Here is a 22,455-nt window from a genome sequence, read left to right on the forward strand (position 1 = left end):
GTTAAATTTATGAAAACCCTATTCTAAAATTTAAGGTTTTAAATATTTTTGCCAAAAAGTTTATTACATATGTCATTCACAGAACTTAAGTCCACAGTAAAAACAATAGTAAAAAACAATAATCTAAACGTTGATGAACGTTTATTACATATTTGTGAACTTCTTGAAGCTAATGTGGCACATTACAATTGGGTTGGTTTCTATTTTAAAAATGGTGATAAACTAGAACTAAAACTTGGACCTTACGTTGGTGAACCTACAGATCATACCATTATACCTTTCGGAAAAGGGATTTGTGGACAAGTTGCTGTGAGTAACCAAAACTTTGTGGTACCAGACGTTTCAGCACAAGACAACTATATAGCTTGTAGCATTACGGTTAAGTCTGAAATTGTAATTCCGATTTTTGTAAATGGTGAAAATATTGGTCAGATAGACATAGACTCTAACACACCAGATCCATTCACAGAAGCTGATGAACGTTTTCTAGAATTTGTCTGTAAAGAAGTCGCGACGATTTTATCCTAAATCTTAAAACACCAAATTTCAAGGACTAGATTCCAATAAATACAATTTGGGATTTAGAATTTGATTTTCGAAAAATTTAAAGAATTACATACCTGTTCTAATCGCTTCAACCGGATCTAGTCGTGAAGCTGATATTGCTGGAATCACTCCTGAGATTAAACCAATAAATGTAGATAGAGCAAAACCTAGGAACATATTTCCGAAGGAAAGCACAAACTCAAAATCGTCACCTACCACACCATTCATAATCATGGCTGTAATCCAAACTAGAGCCAAACCAACTAATCCACCTACAATAGCTAAAATGATGGCTTCAAATAAAAATTGAAACAGTATAAATTTGTTTTTTGCTCCTAAAGATTTCTGAATACCAATAAGGTTAGTACGTTCTTTCACACTAACAAACATAATATTAGCAATACCAAAGCCTCCAACTAAAAGTGAAAAGCCACTGATTACCCAACCAACACCATTTAACATCGAAATTATGGCATCAACAAACGACACTAAACCTGAGAGCTTATTAATAAAAAAGTTATCATCTTCATCAGCTTTAAGCCCACGATAATTTCTATATTTCTGTTTTAAGACATTCTCAAAAGCACCAATATCTACACCAGACTTTGGTTTTATTACAACAGCACCTGGTAAGCCATTAACACCGCCATTTCTAAAGCGTCTAACAAAATTAGCAGGCACAAACCCTTTACCATCTGGTGAATCACCAAGTGCATCACCATATTCTTTGAGCACACCGATAACGGTTAGCTTTCTTCCATAAACTCTAACGACTTTACCTATGGGATTAATATCACCCAAAAGGTTTTCTGCTAGCTCGGAACCTAATACAATTACAGGCGCACCAGTATCAGATTCTAATTCAGAATAAAATCTTCCATCTGCAATTTTAAGGTCATCAATCACGTAAATACCATGAGAAACAGGTGTAATATTTACGTTATTAATAGTTTCTGCTTGGTAACGTATGGTTTCGCTTCCGCCGAAAATAACATATGCAGAAGCCTCTACATCTGGAACGCTTCTATTTATAAACTCGTAATCATCATGCTCTACCTGTGGAAAATTGTCGCGCTTCCATCTTGGCACATCCGTTGGACCAAAAGAATACTTTGTTAGGTACATTGTATTCTTATCCAATCCGGATAAGCTATCTTTAATATTTCTATCTAAAGAGTCTACCGCAGCTAAAACTGCGATAATTGAGAAGATACCTACGGTAACCCCTAATAGGGATAAAAATGTACGTAGTTTATTATTGCGGAGAGCATTTATCGCAAAAGAAAAGCTCTCTTTAAAGACCCTTAAATAGACTAGCATGAATTGGCTGTTTTAAAACATTTTAAAGATAGGACGTTTTCAACAATTTATTGTTACAAAAAACTTAAAGAAACTAGAATTAACCGCTCAAAAATGTAACTGAAAATTCTATTTTTGCAGCATTAAAATCACAACACAACATTATGAGCAATAAAACCATTTCATCTGCTTTAATTTCTGTATTTAGTAAAGATGGATTAGAACCTATCGTAAAAAAACTAAATGACCTTAACGTAACTATTTATTCTACTGGCGGTACCGAAAAATTCATCAAAGATTTAGGTATTAATGTCATACCTGTTGAAGAGGTTACCTCTTACCCATCAATTCTTGGCGGCAGAGTAAAAACATTACACCCAAAAGTATTTGGTGGTATCCTTAATCGTCAAAATAATGAAAGTGATGTTGCCGAACTAGCAGAATTTGAAATTCCACAGATAGATTTGGTGATTGTTGACTTATATCCGTTTGAAAAAACGGTTGCTTCTGGTGCTAGTAACCAAGATATCATTGAAAAAATTGATATAGGTGGTATTTCCTTAATTAGAGCTGCTGCTAAAAATTATGCAGATGTTACCTGCGTGTCTTCAGTTGATGATTATGCTGAATTTTTAGAATTATTAGAAGCTAAAAATGGTGAAACTTCTGAAGAGGACAGAAAACGTTTTGCTGCTAAAGCTTTTAATGTGTCGTCACACTACGATACTGCTATCTTCAATTATTTTAACAAAGACCATGAAGAAGCAGTTCTTAAAATCAGTGAGACTAAAGGTAAAGTGTTACGTTATGGTGAAAACCCACATCAAAAAGGATTTTTCTTCGGTAATTTTGATGCCATGTTTACTAAACTTCATGGAAAAGAACTAAGCTACAACAACTTGCTCGATGTTGATGCTGCTGTGAATTTAATTTTAGAATTTAAAGGCGAAGACCCAACTTTCGCAATCTTAAAACATAACAACGCTTGCGGTTTTGCGCAACGTTCTACCATTCATCAAGCTTATGTAGATGCTTTGGCTGGTGATCCTGTTTCTGCGTTTGGTGGTATTTTAATTTCAAACACTGAAATTGACAAAGCTACTGCTGAAGAAATACATAAGTTATTCTGCGAAGTGGTTATCGCTCCTTCTTTTAGTGATGACGCTTTAGAAATCTTAAAAGGAAAGAAAAACAGAATTCTTTTAATTCTTAATGATGTTGAATTACCAAAAACATCAGTAAGAACATGTCTTAACGGTGCTTTAGTACAAGAACGTGACTCTAAAACAGATAGTCTTGAAGACTTAAAAACTGTTACTAACACAACACCTAAACAAGAAGAATTAGAAGATTTAATCTTCGCTTCAAAAATTTGTAAGCATACAAAATCTAATACTATTGTTTTAGCTAAAAACAAACAACTTTGTGCAAGTGGTACAGGGCAAACTAGTCGTGTTGATGCGCTTAACCAAGCCATCCATAAAGCAAAGTCCTTTGATTTTGATTTAAATGGTGCAGTAATGGCGAGTGATGCTTTCTTTCCATTTCCGGATTGTGTAGAAATTGCGGATAATGCTGGTATAACTGCTGTAATTCAACCTGGTGGATCAATAAAAGACGAGTTAAGCATCAACTATTGTAACGATAATAACGTGGCTATGGTCTTCACTGGCACGCGTCATTTTAAACACTAAAAATCTTGTAAATCTGGGTTCTACTTGTCAGCATTTTTTTAGTTTGAAAAAACTTAAAAAAAAAACCTTGAAGAAAACGTCTACGAATGTATTAATAACGTATATTTCATTACATTTACGACTAACACATCAAACCACAAGAGTAACCCTTTTATAATACAGTAATAGCGCATGGGATTTTTTGATTTCTTGACAGAAGAAATAGCAATAGATTTAGGAACAGCAAACACTTTAATTATTCATAATGACAAAGTTGTAGTTGACAGTCCTTCTATTGTAGCAAGAGACCGAATTAGCGGAAAAATAATTGCAGTTGGTAAAGAAGCCAATATGATGCAAGGAAAAACTCACGAAAACATCAAAACTATTAGACCATTGAAAGATGGTGTAATAGCAGATTTTGATGCTTCTGAGCAAATGATTAATCTCTTCATAAAAAATATTCCAGCTCTCAAAAAGAAATTCTTCAATCCCGCTTTAAGAATGGTAGTTTGTATTCCATCTGGCATTACCGAAGTAGAGATGAGAGCAGTTAAGGAATCTTGTGAGCGTGTTAATGGTAAAGAAGTATATCTTATTCACGAGCCAATGGCCGCTGCAATTGGTATTGGTGTTGATATCATGCAGCCAAAAGGAAACATGATTGTTGATATTGGTGGTGGAACCACCGAAATTGCGGTCATTGCACTTGGTGGTATCGTTTGTGATAAATCTGTAAAAGTAGCAGGTGATGTATTTACAAATGACATTATTTACTACATGCGCACACAACACAACTTATATGTTGGTGATAGAACCGCTGAAAAAATTAAAATTCAAATAGGTGCAGCTACCGAAGATTTAGAATTACCACCTGAAGATATGAGTGTTCAAGGTAGAGACTTATTAACTGGTAAGCCTAAACAAGTTCAAATATCATATAGAGAAATTGCAAAAGCTTTAGATAAATCTATTTTACGTATTGAGGATTCTGTAATGGAAACGTTATCTCAGACACCTCCAGAATTGGCCGCAGACATATATAACACTGGTATTTATCTCGCTGGTGGAGGATCAATGCTAAGAGGATTAGACAAACGTTTATCTCAAAAAACAGATTTACCAGTTTACATTGCTGAAGATCCATTAAGAGCTGTGGTTAGAGGTACAGGTATCGTACTTAAAAACTTACCAAAATACAAAAGCGTATTGATTAAATAAGGAGGTAAATAATGCAACAAATATTCAATTTTGTTATAAAGAACAAAACATTTCTGTTGTTTTTATTTCTTTTTGGTATCTCTTTAGCCTTCACAATCCAATCGCATTCTTACCACCGAAGTAAATTTATAAGTTCAGCCAATGGGATTACTGGCGGCGTTTATGGTATGGTAAATTCCGTAGACAAGTACTTCGGACTTGAAATAGAAAATTCAAAATTAGCAGAAGAAAATAAGCGTTTGAGACAGCTCTTACTCAATCTTCAAATAAATGCAGACAGCTCATTTTTACAAAATAAGGAAAATAATAATCTAAATTATGTAGTCAGAACTGCAGAGGTATTCAAAAATAGTTATGCTTCACCTAATAACTATCTTACCATAAATAAAGGAGAAAAAGACAGCATTTACGAGGATTTTGGGGTTATTACACCTAAAGGTATCGTCGGAATTATTGATAACACTTCTAACAATTATTCGAGGGTAATTTCAATACTGAATAAAAAAAGTAGAATTAATGCTAAGCTAAAAAACTCGAATCATATTGGCTCTCTTGAATGGAATGGTAAATCTCCAGAATTCTCACAACTTACAGATGTTTCAAAATTTGCAGACGTCAAAATTGGAGACACAATAGAAACAGGTGGTGAATCTGCAATTTTTCCAAAAGGTATAGGTATTGGTACAATTGAAAGTTTTCAGGTAGATATTACGGGTGACACCTACAATATTGAAATAAGGCTTTTTAATGACATGACAAACGTAGGAACTGTCTATGTCATTGAAAACAAAGACAGAAAAGAAATCTTAGAACTAGAAAATAGCGATGAATAACCCTTTTCTAATACATAGCCTTAGATTTATTTCATTATTGTTGCTTCAAGTGGTCATTTGTAATAGTATCAACTTCTTGGGATATATTAACCCATATCCATATATTATTTTTATCCTACTATTTCCCATCAGAGATAATCGATTAACCCTTCTAACCATAAGCTTTATACTTGGAATGTTGATTGATATTTTTTCAGATTCTGGTGGAGTGCACGCAGCAGCAGCAGTAAGTTTAGCCTACTCAAGACCTGTATTACTCAAAACATCTTTCGGAATGCTTTATGAACACCAAAGTATTAAGTTTAATCTAACAGAAATTGGTAGTTTAATTACCTATATCACTTTAGGAGCGTTGATACATCATCTTGTGTTATTTTCTCTGGAAGTTTTCAGTATTTCTGAGATACTATTAATCCTAAAAAAGACGTTATTCTCCTGTATCTTTACTATTGTACTTAGTATTTTAATTATAGTATTATTTAGTCGAAATCAACGATGAGGAAATTATTGCTTCTTTCTGCTGTTATTTTGGTTGGGTTGGCATTCATCTCGCGCTTATTTTACCTGCAAATTTATGAGGGTAGAAGTCAAGATATATTTGAAGACACAGCTATTAAAAAAGAATTCAACTATCCGAAACGCGGATATGTCTATGACAGAAATGGTAAACTCTTAGTTGCAAACCAACCGTCTTATGACGTAATGGTCATTCCAAGAGAAATTGAAGATATGGATTCTACTAAAATTGAAGAGTTCTGTAAGTTTCTCAAAATTTCGAAAGAAGAATATGATAAAAAGCTCAAAAGAGCAAAGAGCTATTCCTACAGATTAGCATCACCATTCGTGCAGCAACTGTCTAAAGCTGATTACGCAGTACTTCAAGAAAAGATGCGAAAGTATCAAGGCTTTTATATTCAAAGAAGATCGTTACGTTCATATCAAACGTCCATTGGTGCGAACGTACTGGGCAATATTGGTGAGGTCAATCGAAAAATAATCAAAAAGCAACCTTATTACAAGTTGGGAGATCTGATAGGTATGCAAGGCGTAGAAAAAACATATGAACAAACACTTCGCGGTACAAAAGGCATTAAGTTTATTCAAAAGGACAGATTTAATAAAAATATTGGGTCTTACAAAGACGGGAAGTTTGATACGCTGCCAAAACCTGGTAAAGACATTAAAATAACCATAGACGCTAAGTTGCAAGCTTATGGTGAATTACTCATGACGAATAAACGTGGAGGTATTGTTGCTATTGAGCCAAGTTCTGGTGAAATACTTGCTATGATATCTGGTCCATCTTATAATCCAAACTTATTAGTGGGTAGAGACCGATCTAAAAACTTCACAAAACTTTATAGAGATAGTTTAGCTCAACCACTATTTGATCGTGGACTGCAAGCCATGTATCCACCAGGATCACCTTTTAAAACACTTAATGCCCTTATTGCATTGCAAGAAGGTGTAGTGACTACAAATGACAGATTTGCATGCGCAATGGGTTATAGATATGGTAATCGAAAAATGGGATGTCATGCCCATCACAGCCCGGCAAACATGAATATTGGAATCTATGAATCTTGTAATTCTTACTTTGCTAATGTTTACAGAAGAATAATGGATAAGTATGATTCACCAGCTAAAGGAATGGATGTTTGGAGTAAACATATTAAGAGTTTTGGTTTAGGTAATTACCTGAATAATGATTTATCCGTAGGTCAACCAGGTAAAGTACCTACCTCAACTACCTACGATCGTGGTTACGGAAAAAACAGATGGTATACTACTTTTACCCTATCAAATGCTATTGGTCAAGGAGAAGTATTAGCGACACCAATACAATTAGCTAATATGGCTGCCGCTATTGGTAATCGTGGGTATTATTATACACCTCATATCATTAAGGAGATTGAAGAGGAAACTATTCCTACTCGTTTTACAACACCCAATTACACTACTATAGACAAACAACATTTTGAGCCTGTTATTGAAGGCATGTTTGACGTTTATAATAAAGGAACAGCAAAAAATTTGAAAGTAGAAGGCATTGAAATATGTGGAAAAACTGGTACAGCAGAAAATTTTGCCATTATCGATGAAAAGAAAACACAACTTACAGATCATTCAATTTTTGTAGCCTTTGCCCCAAAAGATAATCCTAAAATAGCTATTGCAGTGTTTGTTGAAAATGGGTACTTCGGAAGTAGATTTGCTGGAAGAATGGCAAGTCTTATGATAGAGTTTTATTTACGGGGTGAAATTTCCAGAACAGATCTAGAAGATTTTGTATTGCGTTATTCTTTAGAACACGAGTACGCTAAACCATATTCAGGAGAAGCATTTGGTATAAATAGACAAACCACTCTTGAAGCTATTGATGAAGAAGAATTGAAAACATTGAACGCACTAAAACTAGATATCATTAAGTCCTAATTATGCTGAGAGAAAACCAAAGACGATTTAAATTCGACTGGCTTATTATTATAATATTTCTGTTGTTAGTTGGCTTTGGTTATCTAAACATATTATCGGCTTCTCATGAAGGTGAAATTACGAGCTATTTCAATATGTCAACACTTTATGGCAAGCAATCTGTGTTTATAGGTCTTTCGTTAGTGCTAATCATTTTAATCCTCTCGCTCGAAGCTAAATTTTATGAAAGGTTTGCCAGCATCATTTATCTCGTCGCCTTGCTATCTCTTGTAGGTTTATTCATATTTGGAAAAGATGTTAATGGCGCACGTTCTTGGTATGGCATCGGCAGTATGACCATTCAACCTAGTGAATTTGCGAAGTTTGCCACATCTTTGGCTGTCGCTAAATATATTAGCGACCTTCAAACTAATATGAAAACTCTAAAAGATCAAATTAGGGTAGCAGCTATCATTTTTATACCAGCACTGTTAATCTTACTTCAAAATGATGCCGGAAGTACCATAGTGTACGCCTCTTTTTTCTTTGTATTTTACAGAGAAGGATTGCAACAAATATATCTCATCGTAGCACTTTCAGTAATTGTTCTTGCTGTTTTAGCGCTTAAATTCGGTATTGTTATTAGTGGTGTAATTTGTCTAATTGTTTTAGGTATTCGTTATTTCTTTCGGAAACGAAAAAGAGGTTCACTACTTCAATATATTGCTGTTTTTTTATTGGCAATTGGTTTTTCTTATGGTGTTAAATTGTTCTATCAGCATGGATTAAAACCACATCAACAAAATAGAATTTCTATTTTTCTTAGGCTCGAAAAAGACCCAGTGAAACTAGAGCAAATGCGAAAAAGGGAGGCCTATAACCTTATACAATCAGAAGAGGCTATCGGATCTGGAGGTTTATCTGGTAAAGGTTTTCTTCAAGGTACCAGAACTACGGGAAAATTTGTTCCTGAACAAGAAACAGATTATATTTTCAGCACCGTTGGGGAAGAATGGGGTTTTCTTGGTAGCAGTTTTGTGGTGATATTGTTCGTGCTTCTTATAGTTAGAATTTTGTATTTAGCCGAAGCACAAAAGTCACAATTTAGTAGAGTCTACGGTTATGGTGTAGCCTCTATCCTATTCATACATTTTACTATTAATATCGGAATGGTTATGGGCTTAATTCCTACCGTTGGAATTCCATTACCATTCTTTAGTTACGGAGGTTCCGGATTATGGGGTTTTACTATCTTACTATTCATTTTTGTAAAATTAGATAGTAACAAAATAAATGAGTGGTAATTTATTCAGTTTCAATAACATTAATCTTAAACGTTATTGAAATCAGATAAAAAAAGACACCAAGCACAGGTAAACACAGTAACAATACTAACCATGTTAATTTTCCTCTAAAATTCATCTGTGATCTAAGCACAACAACACACAGAATGATAACAATTAGTATATAACAACCTATGAAAAAATTTACCAAATCTGAATTTACGAGTGTCATGGTGTCATTTTATTTTAACTTACATTCCAAGTCTAACTAACAATCTAACTATTAACTAACTCTCACATAAATTTAACATTCACTTGGAATGTAAGTTTTGAAATAATCTATTGTCCTTGGCCTAGAGAATAACCTCTTACACCATCGAACGTATATAAGTTTTCAGTCTTTATGGCATCTATACCATGATCCAAAGCTGCTTGTAAGACTTCTATAATTTTTCTTTTTGACAATTCTTTCCCATCTTTTGCTGAATATCTACATCGCCAGTGATCCGTACAAAACGTTTCTTCAAAACCATTAGGCCATACTTTTATCCCACGGTTTGTTATCATAGACAACTCTAACTCATCATTATCAAGTTTTTGAAGTTTTGTTGCTAACTCATTAGCATCATAGCCATGCCAATCCACAAATAAATCAACTCCAACCACTTTTTTATCTCTAGATGGTCTTCTTTGATATCTAGGTAACACTAACGGAGTTCTATCGTCAAAGCTCACCTCTGGCAATTGTTTTGGTTTATTGCCAAGATTTGCAATTACTGCTTCTGCAAACTCTTTTGTTCCAACACGTTTAGTACTCATAACAGGATCATAAATATCATTGGTATGCACTCCATCTTCGATGGTTCTTAACCATGCATTCTGAATTTTTTCTGCGACTTCGCTTTGGCCAATATGATTCAACATCATAACAGCACCATTGATTAAACCAGAAGGGTTTGCAATATTTTTTCCTGCAATATCTGGTGCCGAACCGTGAATTGCTTCAAACATTGCACATTCTTGACCAATATTGGCAGATCCTGCAAGTCCTACTGATCCTGTGATTTGAGCTGCAATATCAGAAACCACATCTCCATAAAGGTTTGGCATTACAATAACATCAAAATCCTCTGGCGAATCAGCTAATAAAGCAGAACCAATATCTACGATCCAATGCTCATTCTCAATTTCTGGATAACGCTCTGCGACTTCATCAAAGACTTTATGAAACAAACCATCAGTTTGCTTCATGATATTATCTTTAGTAAAGCAAGTCACCTTTTTGCGTCCATATTTACGTGCGTATTCAAAGGCATAAGTCACAATTTTTTCACAACCCGGACGACTTATTAGTTTTAAACACTGAACAACCTCATCGGTTTGTTGATGCTCAATACCAGCATATAAGTCTTCTTCATTTTCTCTAATGATTACCACATCCATGTCTGGATGTTTCGTTGTTACAAATGGATGTAAGCTTCTACAAGGTCTTACATTTGAATATAAACCTAAAGTTTTACGCATGGTTACATTCAAACTTTTATAACCGCCACCTTGTGGTGTCGTAATTGGAGCTTTTAAAAGAACTTTATTTCTTCTTATTGTTTCCCAAGCTTCGCCAGAAATTCCTGTTGAATTACCAGATAAGTACACTTTTTCACCTACTTCGATCTCCTCAAAAGTTAAATCGGCTCCTGCAGCACTTAAGATATTAAGAGTTGCGTCCATAATTTCAGGACCTATGCCATCTCCTTTTGCTAATGAAACTTTAATCATGTTGTTTGTTATTAGTTTGTTTACGCTGCAAATATGGAAATAATTAATCATATACTTTTATATATGTTTATTATGTATTACATAAATATAAATTATATAAAAGCCGGTAAAACCAATAAAATCAACAAGAATTAATATTAATACCACTTTAGCTTAATAATAATTTTAAGAGTTTTTAACATTTTATAATTTCATGATAACGAATTTTTAGGATTGCATCTTTGGTTTTCTAAGAGATTAATTGGCGAATTAAACTACTGAATGTATCTACATTAAACATCGGAGAATGTATATTAGCAAACTCTCATAAAGAATGAATTTAGATGCCTCACACGTTACAAAACGATTTTTTAAAACTAAATATTGATGAACCTCTAGAAGGTTATAACTTTTCGCGTTTTGATTGGACTGGTAAAATTACCGAGGTTCATTATAAAGGTGTTCCTGTTTCAACTATTGAAAATACCTTTTCAAAAAATCAAAAAACAATAGGAAAAGGTTTTTACAACGAGTTTAGCACTACAACACCTATTGGGTTTAAAGAGACAAGAATTGGTGATTGGTTTCATAAAATAGGAATCGGTTTACTTAAAAAAGAAAAACACAGTTATCATTTTCTTGAAGATTATAAAATAAAACCTGCCCAATTCACATTCGACATTAAAAACAATAAAGCTATTATTATTTGTACATCTGAACTTGTAAATGGTTATGCCTATGTTTTAAAAAAAGAAATTACTCTAGACAGCAACAGCTTTTCAATTCATTATCATCTTGAAAACACAGGACAGAAAGACATCATCACAAACGAATACAACCATAACTTTTTAGCGATTAACAATGACCTAATTGGAACTGATTACACCTTAAACTTTCCTTTTGAAATCAATCCGCATCGCTTTCATAAAACTGTAAACCTCGAAAATAAGGTTGATATCAACACTAATTCAATAGGTTTCAACGACACACCAAATGACGATTTCTTCTTCAGTAATCTTTCTGGAAAAAGTAATATTGAAAACAAATGGGAATTATTGAATGCCAAAAACAAAATAGGTATAACTTCAACGGGTGATTTTAAAGTCAATAAAGTGAATCTTTGGGGTTGGAAACACGTGATTTGCCCTGAGATGTTTTTCAAAATTCACCTTAAAGCTGGTGAATCCACGCAATGGACTCGGACTTATAAATTCTTTGATATTATATAAGAATTTTATTTACAATTAAACTTATTAGCTCGAATTAACACATATGTCATAAAGATGTCATAAGCTTGGCGCAAGTGTCAGTGAGGTTTGTATTTAGTTTTGTCCAATCAATATCAAATACAAACATATGAACATTTTCTTTATCAGATTCGCCTTTCTATTTATTACATTTTTCAGCTTTAGTCAGAGTTATGAGACAAAAATAGACTCCATAGTTTCTTTACAATATAGTGCTAATGAACCTGGTATTACAATCTTAGTAGCTAAAAACGGTAAAGCTATTTATCAAAAAGCTATAGGAAAATCAAATTTAGAATTAAGTATACCTATAGAATTTAATAGCGTATTTCAGATTGGTTCAATCACAAAACAATTTACTGCAGTTTCAATTTTAATGCTTGCAGAGCAAGACAAGCTTAATATTGAAGATAAAATTGAAAAATACATTCCAGAATATACTGAGGTAGGCAATGATATTACTATTCATCATTTATTAAATCATACTTCGGGTATTAAAAACAAAACGCTTTTAAGTGAAAACCATAATACCTCAAGAATATATAGGTCACCTAAAGAACTCATCACCTACTTCAAAGACGAACCATTGGAATTTATACCAGGTGAAAAATTTAAATACAGTAATGCAGGTTATATTTTACTAGGACAAATTATTGAAAAGGTTTCTATGCAATCATATGGTGAGTTTATTCAAGAAAATATTTTCGATAAAATAGGAATGACATCATCATATTTAGGTGATAACAGACATAGTATTCCAAACCGCACTAAAGGCTATATAATTGAACGAAATGAATTTATAAATGCAGATTATATGAACTTATCATTAGCATATTCAGCAGGAGCGATATTATCTACTACAGAGGATCTTTTAAAATGGCAAAACGCATTACTTTCAAATACGCTTTTAAAAGAAGCTAGTATCAAGCAAGCTATGACACCAACCCTATTAAACAGTGGTAAAAGAATACCATATGGATATGGCTTTAGGTTGTCAAAATTGGGTAATTCTCCTGTAATTGCACACACAGGAAGTACAAAAGGCTTTACAAGTATCGCTTTGTTTTTACCTCAAGAAAATATGTATATAACTGCATTAACCAATTGTAATTGTAAAAATGTAAATAATATTGTTAAACAAGTTGCAGAATTATTTGTTCCTAAACCTGACTCAAATAAAGTAACAGCAGTCACTAAAACCAGTGTAAAAGAAAAAAAGGCAATTGCTGTTCCCGTAGAAATATTAAACAGATATACAGGAACTTATGAGGTTAAACCAAACGTAAATCTCACAATCGGTTTAGATAATGCGAATCAGTTATACTTATTAGCTCCGGGTCAAACCAAAAGGGTTGAACTATTTGCTGAAACTCAAAACCTTTTTTTTATAAAAATCGTGAATGCAGAAATTACGTTTAATATAAATGAAATGAATAAGGTTATTAGCTTAACGATGAATCAATCTGGTCGTAAAATTATAGCTAAAAAGAATTAGTATGAAAAACAGCAAAAAAACTATAATAAAACAAGCCACTCATTATGCTAAAGCCCCCATAATAATTGCGCTAATTCTGACACCTGTTAGATATTGCTTAGAACTATTGGGATTGCCTGAAAATGCTATTTTTATTATTGGACTACTTTGGCTTACTTTAGGATTTGCGATATATCTAGGCATAAAAATGGCTTTGCATAAACAAGCATTTAAAATTCTTTTATTAAGTCTACTTTTTTACTCACCTATTTCAAGGATTCCTGTTGCCATACTTTGGTGGGTAGATACAAAATGGGAAATAGGGACACATTATGGATTATATTTTGATAATTTTGGACAAGCGCTATTAAATCATGTTATATATGGTTCGTTAGTTCAATTGATTCCTGGGTTTTTATTAGGAATATTAACCATAGCCATAATGAGGCACAGAAAAACTTTAACTAAAAACAAACCCGCAGAAAATGGACAATAGCTATTTGGCTTTAAGAGTAAAAGAATTAAGAAATCAGAAAGGAATGTCACAAGAATTTCTAGCAGAAGAATCTGGTTTAAGTTTACGAACAATACAGCGTATTGAAAAAGGGACCTCAAACCCTACAGGTGAATCATTGAAGCGATTAGCAAATGCCTTGAACGTTACCCCAGATGATTTGATAGATTGGTCAGTAAAAGAAGATAGAAAATATTTAACGTATCTCAATCTATCTGCACTAACTTTTCTGTTTTTCCCTTTACTAGGGATTTTAATTCCATTTATACTTTGGACTTCGAAAAAAGGCAAGATTAAAGACAGTAATAAATTGGGTAAAGATCTAATCAATTTCGAAATTACTTGGACAATAGTACTATTTTTTATTCCTGTAATATTGTTTATTATATCAAAAATTGGACTCTCAGACAAAATAACTTTAAGTACATTTTTTATGGTTATTGGTTTTTTGTATTTCATCAATTTGATATCAATATTGCTAAATACATTCCGAATTAGTAATGAAAAGGATGTAATATATATTCCTAAAATTAAATTTTTAAAATAATAGGTCAGTCCATACCAATGTTAAAACTCACACTTAAATCAAAATAATTTATGCCACATTTTGTAATTGAATGTTCTGAAAATATCATAAATATAAAATCTCCAAAAGAAGTTATTCAAAAAGTATATGACACGGCAGAATCAACCGACCTTTTTGACAAAGGAGATATCAAAGTTAGAATCAACCCTTATAAATATTATAATGTTGGAAATAGTGAAAGTGATTTTATTCACATTTTTGCGAATATTATGGAAGGACGAACTGTATCTCAAAAAAAGAACCTCTCGGAAAGAGTTATTATGGAATTGAAATTAATGTTCCCCAATATCCCAGTTATTTCAATAAATATCAGGGATTTTGAAAAGGCAACTTACTGTAATAAATCAATGATCTAAAATTGAACAAGCTATAAATTGAATAGAAAGGTTGGGTAACAACTTATATGTTCCTTTTCTATTGAAGTTTAAGATCATAATTATCCTATACTGTTAGAACAATAAAGCACCTTAAAAAAAGACTGCTGTTTTAAGCAGTTTTTAAATGTTTTATCATTACGAGGAAATGAAATGACGAAGTAATCTCAGAACCAAGGATAAGATTGCTTCACCGCGTTCGCAATGATTCTTACTGTAAACTCGCCAAACTCGTTTTTAATGTTTCAATCTTAGCAAGTGCGTCAGCTTCCTTTTTCTTTTCACCAGCAACTACTTGCTCTGGTGCATTGTTTACAAAACGTTCATTAGACAACTTCTTTTGAACTGATTTTAAGAATCCTTCAGTATAGTTTAATTCTTCAGTTAATTTCTTGATTTCTGCTTCTACATCAATTGCGCCAGACATTGGAATAAAATACTCGTTAGATTTTACTCTGTACGTTAATGCACCTTCAATAGCCTCAGACACATAATTTACACCTTCAAGATTACCTAACTTCACAATTACCTCATCAAAAGTATTGGCTACATTTTCATTATTAATTACAGAAAACTCTATGGCTTCTTTAAAAGCAATATTCTTTTCTTTTCTAATGGTTCTAATTCCAGAAACTACATCTGAAGCAAAATCAAATTCAGTAATTAATCCTTCATTAACCGATTTTGTTTCTGGCCATTTTGAAATAATTAATGCTTCTTCTGATGTTCTTTCAGCAATTAATTGCCAGATTTCTTCAGTAATAAATGGCATAAATGGATGTAAGATTTTCAAGTTGTCTTCTAACAAAGTGATGACTTGATTATATGTTGTCGCATCAATTGGTTGACCATAAGCTGGTTTTACAATCTCTAACAACCATCCACAAAAATCATGATAAATCAGTTTATAAATTGCCATAATAGCATCGCTTAAACGATACTTACTAAAATGGTCTTCAATCTCTGCTAATACTTTTTGGAACTTCGCTTCAAACCACTCTAATGCAATCTTACTAGATTGTGGTTGCTCAATGTCTTTAGACACTTCCCAAAGTGTCGTTAAATAAAACGCACTCCATATTTTGTTTCCAAGTCCTTTGCCTTGTTGACAAAGTGCTTCATCAAACAACAAATCGTTTCCTGCAGCCGAACTTAATAATAAACCTACACGAACTCCACCAGCACCATAATCTTCTATCAGCTTTAATGCATCTGGCGAGTTCCCTAAAGATTTACTCATCTTACGACGTTGCTTATCGCGCACCAATCCTGTAAGATATACATTCTGAAATGGTCGTTCATCTTTATACTCGTAACCAGCAATAATCATACGTGCTACCCAAAAGAACAGAATGTCTGGACCTGTTACCAAATCGTTAGTAGGGTAATAGTATTTGATGTCTTTGTTTTCTGGGTTTCTAATGCCGTCAAAAACACTCATTGGCCATAACCATGACGAGAACCAAGTATCTAGAGCGTCAGTTTCTTGCTTTAAGTCTGAAACTTGAAGTTCCAAGTTTGAAGTTTTTTCTTGAGCTAGCTTAAGTGCATCTTCGATGTTTTCAGCAACAACAAAATCTTCTTTTCCGTCTCCATAGTAATAGGCAGGTATTTGTTGTCCCCAAAGTAACTGACGAGAAATGTTCCAATCGCGAATGTTTTCCATCCAGTGGCGATACGTATTTTCAAACTTTCTTGGGAATAACTTCACCTCTCTATCTTCACCTAAAACCGCTTCAATAGCAGGTTTTACCAATTCTTCCATCTTTAAAAACCATTGGTCTGATAATCTAGGTTCGATAATCGCCTTGGTACGTTCTGAAATTCCAACACGATTGTTGTGGTCTTCAATTTTTGAAATTAAACCAAGCTCTTCCAATTCTTCTACGATGGATTTTCTAACATCAAAACGATCTTTACCTTCGTAATGTAATCCATAGCTATTTAAAGTTGCATCTTCGTTGAATATATCAATTACTTCAAGATTATGCTTGTCACCAAGAACTTTATCATTTTCATCGTGCGCTGGTGTTACTTTTAAACATCCAGTACCAAATTCAACATCTACATACTCGTCTTCAATAATCGGAATCACACGATTACAAATAGGTACAATCGCCTTCTTTCCTTTTAGGTTAAAATGACGCTCATCATTAGGATTGATACAGATAGCAGAGTCTCCTAAAATAGTTTCAGGACGCGTTGTAGCAATAGTTAGCACCTCATCAGAACCTTCAATCTGATAATTGATGTGGTATAATTTCCCTTGCTTATCAATGTATTCTACTTCTTCATCAGATAGTGTAGTTTTTGCTTCTGGGTCCCAATTTACCATTCGGTAACCACGATAAATTAAGCCTTTGTTATACAAATCAACAAACACTTTAATTACAGCTTCAGACATATCGTCATCCATTGTAAATTTGGTTCTATCCCAATCGCAAGAACAACCTAGTTTTTTCAATTGCTCAAGAATAACTCCACCATATTCGTGCGTCCAATCCCAAGCGTGCTTTAAAAATTCATCGCGTGTTAAATCGTTTTTATCAATGCCTTGTTCCTTAAGCCTAGCAACAACCTTAGCTTCTGTAGCAATAGATGCGTGGTCTGTACCAGGAACCCAACACGCATTTTTACCTTGCAAACGCGCACGACGAATTAACACATCTTGAATGGTATTATTTAACATATGTCCCATATGTAATATTCCTGTCACATTAGGTGGTGGAATTACAATAGTGTATGGTTCTCTTTCGTCTGGTTCTGAATGAAAATAATTGTGTTTCATCCAGTAGTCATACCACTTACCTTCTACCTTACTAGCATCATATTTTGATGGAACTTGCATACTTTGGAACAGTTTTTGTCAATTGATGTGCAAAAGTACTTATATTTCTTTTTTTGAGAAATTAAAGTGTTTATAATCTTAAAAAACAATTAACTGAAACGATGTTAATATTGGTGTAATACGTCTAATATATTTTGCAATATGCCAAAAAGTAACTAGCTTTGATTTTATCAATTTAAAATTAAAATGATGAAAAATTTAATAGCATTATTATTTGTAGGTTTAATAAGTCTTGGTTCTTTCGCTCAAGAAGACAAGAAAATAGCCAAAATAGAATTTAAAACTACCGTAATTGACTACGGCACAATAGAAAAAGGTGCTGATGGTGTAAGGGTTTTTGAATTTACAAATACAGGTGATGCGCCTTTAGAGATAACTAGAGTAAAGTCTAGTTGTGGTTGTACAGTTCCTAAAAAACCAAAAGGCCCAATTATGCCTGGTGAAACTGGTGAGATTGAAGTAAAGTATGACACAAATAGAGTTAACCCTATTAGAAAAACAATTACAGTGTTTTCTAATGCTGAAACACCAACAGTGGCTTTAAAGATTAAAGGTTTGGTTGTAGACCCAAACAGAACAAGCGTACTTGAAAAGAAAGAAAAAAGTATGATTGAACAATAAATTCAATCACCACATAATAAGACTAAGCCTTCAATTTTTTGAAGGCTTAGTTATTTTAAATACGTCGTCTAACTTAAATTTAATGGTCATTGTTTTACCATAGCGTTCAATCTTAAGTCGAACCACTTTACCAGGATTACCATGAAAAAAGCTGTTTACTTCAGGTAATTTATATTCATAAACTTCATGTCCGTTTACAGCAATAATGATGTCACCAATTCTCAAACCAGATGCATATGCATTAGATGTTTCTCTTAGCTCTACAACTTCATAAATAGGTTTTAGAACCACACGGTAATCTATGGACATATTAATTCTTACAGCATTCATATCGCTCTGTGAAAAGTTATCTTTAGACGGAACTTTTACTTTTTCTCTAATGAACTGAGACCCATTACGCTCTAAAACTATGCCACTATTATTGTAGGTAAAGGATAACTTATAGTTACTATTCTTTTTTAGATAGAGCATTTCATTCTTATAGTCAAAAAACAAATTAAAACGTTTTAAAATCTCACCACCTAAACTCCCGTTACGATCCTTATATATGCGATTTTTATCAATTGAGACAGAATCTGGAAATGCGACGTTCACATTATTAAGCTCAAAATCACTCAATTTAAAAGTATTAATCTTTGACCTTTTTCCATAGACAGATCCACTAAGCCCTTTACCTAAATAATCAACAAAATTTTTATTTAGGTTAGGATAAAGTCCTTTATTTTTATTTTCGAACAACCATAGCGCATCACTACTACCTGTATCTATTAAAAGTTTAATCGGTTTTTCATCCTCACCTATTGTTGCAAATGAATTGACATAAGGTTTATTCCGATACACATCCAAAGGAATCCTTCTCCATTTTTTGGATGCTTTATTTTTAAATGATTCGTGTTTATGAAGTCTGATATACTTACCGCTGTAATTGATTTCAACAATAAAATCTTTAAATAAATCATAACCTATAATACCATGAATCCAAATGCCAAGTCGAGGAGTAAAATCTATTGATTGGTCGAAAACAACAAACAAATCTTGATTAGTCCCTAAAGCATTACCAAATTTTATGCGATTGTATTTTGATCTGATGGCTTCAATTTCACCATCGGCACCTAAACCATGAAGGCTAAATTTTTGAATACTTTGAAGATTTAGTGAGTCGTCTTCGGTAAGATTAAACAAAATAGGCTTACTAACACCTGTATCAAGCACAAAGGACAAAGGCACATCATTAACCTCTATTGGTATAATGATTAAATTACTCACCAACTCAAACTTTATTTTATCTGAAGAATTCCCTTTGAGGAAAAAATTGCCTTGAGCGCCTAAAATGCCGCAATGAAAACAAAGTAATATCAGGAAAATATGGATTGATTTAAGTTTCAAGATTGATTGATTTATAATCAATTTACAAATCTTTATTCAAGCTGACATTTTAAGCACATTTTTTTACATAAACTTTAAGAATTTTTAGAACTTTGTGTTTTAAAGATGTAACATGCCAAAGATTTCAACTAAGGGCATTCAGATGCCTGAATCACCAATTAGAAAATTGGTTCCGTTTGCTGAAAATGCAGAAAAAAAAGGTAAAAATGTATATTACCTCAATATTGGTCAACCAGATATTAAAACACCTCAAGTAGCACTAGATGCTATCAAAGGCATAACACTTGAAACCTTGGCATATTCGAGATCTGAAGGTTCTGAGAGCTACAGAACCAAGATTGCTGAGTATTACGGTCGTAATGACATCAGCGTAAATCATGATGATATTATCGTCACGACTGGTGGTAGTGAAGCCTTACTTTTTGCGTTTGGAAGTATTATGGATAAAGATGATGAAATCATTATTCCTGAGCCATTTTATGCAAATTACAACGGGTTTTCGACATCTTCAGGTGTAAAAGTTGTGCCAGTAATTTCTAAAATAGAAGATAACTTCGCACTACCTGCAATTGAAGAATTCGAAAAGTTAATAACATCTAAAACAAAAGCGATCTTAATTTGTAATCCTGGAAATCCGACAGGTTACTTATACTCAAAAGAAGAAATTCAAAAACTTGCTGAAATTGTAAAAAAGCACGATCTCTTTTTAATTGCTGATGAAGTGTACAGAGAGTTCGTTTATGATGGTATTTCTCATTTCTCAATCTTAGAAGAACCAAGTTTGTCAGAACACGCCATCGTAATAGATTCTGTATCTAAACGCTATAGTATGTGTGGTGCAAGAATTGGATATCTTGTTTCAAAAAATAGGGAAGTTATAAGCACAGCTTTAAAGTTTGCTCAAGCAAGATTAAGTCCACCAACCTTAGCACAAATTGCTAGTGAAGCAGCATTAGATACACCTCAAACATATTTTGATGAAGTGATAGACGAATATGTGTCTCGAAGAAATCTACTCATCGAAGAATTACAAAAAATTCCTGGTGTAAAAGTGGCGAAACCAAATGGAGCTTTTTATTGTATTGCCGAGTTACCAGTAAAGAATTCTGATGATTTTGCACGCTGGTTGTTAGAAGAATTTGATTTTGAAAATAACACTGTAATGGTGGCACCAGCTGCAGGTTTTTATTCTACAGAAGGTGTTGGAAAGAACCAAATTAGAATTGCTTACGTACTTAAAGAAGAAAGTTTAAGAACCGCTGTAAAGGTATTAGCTGAAGCACTCAAGGTCTATAAAGACTAATGAAAATCGAACAGAACATATCCCTAAAACCATATAACACATTTGGTATTGATACTAAAGCTAAAGCCTATTGTAGTGTCACTTCGGTTCAGAAATTAAGAGATGTACTGCAAAACAACACAAAGGATTTTTTCATTCTTGGTGGTGGAAGCAACATGCTTCTTACTCAAGATATAGAGGCCTTAGTACTTCACATTAATCTTAAGGGTTTCGAGGTTATTGAGGACAATAAAGATTCAGTTATTGTCAAAGTAATGGCTGGCGAAAACTGGCATGAATTTGTGATATGGTGTTTACATAATGATTTTGGTGGCGTGGAAAACTTATCATTAATTCCAGGTAATGTTGGTACAGCGCCTATTCAAAACATTGGTGCCTATGGTGTTGAGTTAAAGGATGTTTTTCATTCTTGTGAAGCTATGAGTATCGCTAATCAAGACTTAAAAACGTTCTCTAAGGAAGATTGTCAATTCGGCTATAGAGAATCCGTCTTTAAGCAACATCTAAAAGGTCAATACATTATAACAAGTGTTAGTTTTAAGCTCTCAAAAGGTATTCACAAGTTGCATATGAATTATGGTGCTATAACGCAACAGTTAGACGACATGAATATTTCTGAACCTACAATTCAAGATATTTCAAAAGCTGTAATTGCTATAAGACAGAGTAAACTGCCAGACCCAAAAGATATAGGCAATAGTGGTAGTTTCTTTAAAAATCCTGTAATCTCAATAGAGCATTTTAATAGTCTTAAGACTAATTTTCCAGAAATACCATCTTATAAAATATCGGAAACCGAAATTAAAGTTCCTGCGGGTTGGCTTATAGAAAAAGCTGGATTTAAAGGTAAAAGATTTGGGGATTATGGTGTACACAATAAACAAGCCCTAGTACTAGTTAATTATAGAGACGCCAAAGGAAGTGATATTTACAAATTGGCCTTACTCATTCAAAAAACAGTAAAACGTCTTTTTAATATTACCATTGAAACTGAAGTTAACGTTATTTAAAAAAATTGTAATTCTTTAGTCAGCAACTAAACAGATGAATAGCAATTAGTTAATATATTGTATTTGG

General features: G+C 33.2%; 20 protein-coding genes. 15 read left to right on the forward strand and 5 right to left on the reverse strand.

Annotation, left to right across the window (positions count from 1 at the left end; translation table 11 throughout):
* The first annotated feature begins 69 nt into the window (after positions 1-69).
* Entirely contained in the window at positions 70-528 is a 459-nt protein-coding gene (locus HRU50_RS08640; RefSeq protein WP_296350249.1) for a GAF domain-containing protein, read from the forward strand.
* 84 nt (positions 529-612) lie between these two features.
* On the opposite strand, the gene HRU50_RS08645 is transcribed toward HRU50_RS08640, so the two are convergent.
* Positions 613-1,866 carry an ABC transporter permease gene (locus HRU50_RS08645; RefSeq protein ID WP_296350251.1) on the reverse strand — a complete coding sequence of 418 codons (1,254 nt, stop codon included), beginning with the start codon at positions 1,864-1,866 and terminating at the stop codon, positions 613-615.
* A 143-nt stretch (positions 1,867-2,009) separates the two neighbouring features.
* Between HRU50_RS08645 and purH the strand changes: the two genes are divergently transcribed.
* From purH to rodA, 6 genes are all read left to right on the forward strand, one after another.
* Positions 2,010-3,539 carry a bifunctional phosphoribosylaminoimidazolecarboxamide formyltransferase/IMP cyclohydrolase gene (gene purH, locus HRU50_RS08650; RefSeq protein ID WP_296350252.1) on the forward strand — a complete coding sequence of 510 codons (1,530 nt, stop codon included), beginning with the start codon at positions 2,010-2,012 and terminating at the stop codon, positions 3,537-3,539.
* A 171-nt stretch (positions 3,540-3,710) separates the two neighbouring features.
* Positions 3,711-4,739 (forward strand): rod shape-determining protein, encoded by a 1,029-nt coding sequence (locus HRU50_RS08655; protein WP_296350255.1) that lies wholly within the window; start codon positions 3,711-3,713, stop codon positions 4,737-4,739.
* 11 nt (positions 4,740-4,750) lie between these two features.
* A complete protein-coding gene (gene mreC, locus HRU50_RS08660; RefSeq protein ID WP_296350257.1) occupies positions 4,751-5,572 on the forward strand; it encodes a rod shape-determining protein MreC in 822 nt (273 codons plus the stop codon).
* Positions 5,565-6,071, forward strand: a complete 507-nt coding sequence (mreD, locus tag HRU50_RS08665; RefSeq protein WP_296350259.1) for a rod shape-determining protein MreD — start codon at positions 5,565-5,567, stop codon at positions 6,069-6,071. The genes mreC and mreD overlap by 8 nt, the downstream gene beginning before the upstream one ends.
* Positions 6,068-8,008 carry a penicillin-binding protein 2 gene (gene mrdA / locus HRU50_RS08670; RefSeq protein WP_296350261.1) on the forward strand — a complete coding sequence of 647 codons (1,941 nt, stop codon included), beginning with the start codon at positions 6,068-6,070 and terminating at the stop codon, positions 8,006-8,008. The genes mreD and mrdA overlap by 4 nt, the downstream gene beginning before the upstream one ends.
* A 2-nt stretch (positions 8,009-8,010) precedes the next feature.
* A complete protein-coding gene (rodA, locus tag HRU50_RS08675) occupies positions 8,011-9,291 on the forward strand; it encodes a rod shape-determining protein RodA (protein ID WP_296350263.1) in 1,281 nt (426 codons plus the stop codon).
* A 1-nt stretch (position 9,292) separates the two neighbouring features.
* Here the strand turns inward: rodA and HRU50_RS16040 are convergent, their stop codons facing one another.
* Together HRU50_RS16040 and HRU50_RS08680 are read right to left on the reverse strand one after the other, a co-directional pair.
* Positions 9,293-9,502, reverse strand: coding sequence for a PLDc N-terminal domain-containing protein (locus tag HRU50_RS16040; protein WP_366927370.1), 210 nt, complete (start codon positions 9,500-9,502; stop codon positions 9,293-9,295).
* Between the two features lie 107 nt (positions 9,503-9,609).
* Complete coding sequence (locus HRU50_RS08680) at positions 9,610-11,046, reverse strand: NADP-dependent isocitrate dehydrogenase (RefSeq protein ID WP_296350266.1); 1,437 nt, start codon at positions 11,044-11,046, stop codon at positions 9,610-9,612.
* Positions 11,047-11,369: 323 nt separating this feature from the next.
* Between HRU50_RS08680 and HRU50_RS08685 the strand changes: the two genes are divergently transcribed.
* From HRU50_RS08685 to HRU50_RS08705, 5 genes are all read left to right on the forward strand, one after another.
* Positions 11,370-12,254, forward strand: a complete 885-nt coding sequence (locus HRU50_RS08685) for a hypothetical protein (protein ID WP_296350267.1) — start codon at positions 11,370-11,372, stop codon at positions 12,252-12,254.
* A 127-nt stretch (positions 12,255-12,381) separates the two neighbouring features.
* A complete protein-coding gene (locus tag HRU50_RS08690) occupies positions 12,382-13,767 on the forward strand; it encodes a serine hydrolase (RefSeq protein ID WP_296350269.1) in 1,386 nt (461 codons plus the stop codon).
* A 1-nt stretch (position 13,768) separates the two neighbouring features.
* A complete protein-coding gene (locus HRU50_RS08695) occupies positions 13,769-14,242 on the forward strand; it encodes a hypothetical protein (protein WP_296350271.1) in 474 nt (157 codons plus the stop codon).
* Positions 14,232-14,807 (forward strand): helix-turn-helix domain-containing protein, encoded by a 576-nt coding sequence (locus HRU50_RS08700; RefSeq protein WP_296350273.1) that lies wholly within the window; start codon positions 14,232-14,234, stop codon positions 14,805-14,807. Before HRU50_RS08695 ends, HRU50_RS08700 begins: the two co-directional genes overlap by 11 nt.
* A 50-nt stretch (positions 14,808-14,857) precedes the next feature.
* Positions 14,858-15,202, forward strand: coding sequence for a 5-carboxymethyl-2-hydroxymuconate Delta-isomerase (locus HRU50_RS08705; RefSeq protein ID WP_296350275.1), 345 nt, complete (start codon positions 14,858-14,860; stop codon positions 15,200-15,202).
* A gap of 229 nt (positions 15,203-15,431) precedes the next feature.
* Here the strand turns inward: HRU50_RS08705 and HRU50_RS08710 are convergent, their stop codons facing one another.
* On the reverse strand, positions 15,432-18,068 hold the full coding sequence (locus tag HRU50_RS08710) for a valine--tRNA ligase (protein ID WP_296350277.1): 2,637 nt from the start codon (positions 18,066-18,068) through the stop codon (positions 15,432-15,434).
* Between the two features lie 189 nt (positions 18,069-18,257).
* On the opposite strand from HRU50_RS08710, the gene HRU50_RS08715 reads away from it, so the two are divergent.
* A complete protein-coding gene (locus HRU50_RS08715; protein ID WP_296350280.1) occupies positions 18,258-18,689 on the forward strand; it encodes a DUF1573 domain-containing protein in 432 nt (143 codons plus the stop codon).
* 30 nt (positions 18,690-18,719) lie between these two features.
* Here the strand turns inward: HRU50_RS08715 and HRU50_RS08720 are convergent, their stop codons facing one another.
* The gene (locus HRU50_RS08720) at positions 18,720-20,075 is read right to left on the reverse strand and encodes an aspartyl protease family protein (RefSeq protein ID WP_296350282.1); all 1,356 of its coding nucleotides are present in this window, start codon (positions 20,073-20,075) and stop codon (positions 18,720-18,722) included.
* A 112-nt stretch (positions 20,076-20,187) separates the two neighbouring features.
* On the opposite strand from HRU50_RS08720, the gene HRU50_RS08725 reads away from it, so the two are divergent.
* The gene (locus HRU50_RS08725; RefSeq protein ID WP_296350284.1) at positions 20,188-21,378 is read left to right on the forward strand and encodes a pyridoxal phosphate-dependent aminotransferase; all 1,191 of its coding nucleotides are present in this window, start codon (positions 20,188-20,190) and stop codon (positions 21,376-21,378) included.
* On the forward strand, positions 21,378-22,388 hold the full coding sequence (murB, locus tag HRU50_RS08730) for a UDP-N-acetylmuramate dehydrogenase (protein ID WP_296350286.1): 1,011 nt from the start codon (positions 21,378-21,380) through the stop codon (positions 22,386-22,388). The genes HRU50_RS08725 and murB overlap by 1 nt, the downstream gene beginning before the upstream one ends.
* Positions 22,389-22,455 lie beyond the last annotated feature (67 nt).

Source organism: Winogradskyella sp. (assembly GCF_013213835.1).
Taxonomy (GTDB): Bacteria; Bacteroidota; Bacteroidia; order Flavobacteriales; family Flavobacteriaceae; genus Winogradskyella.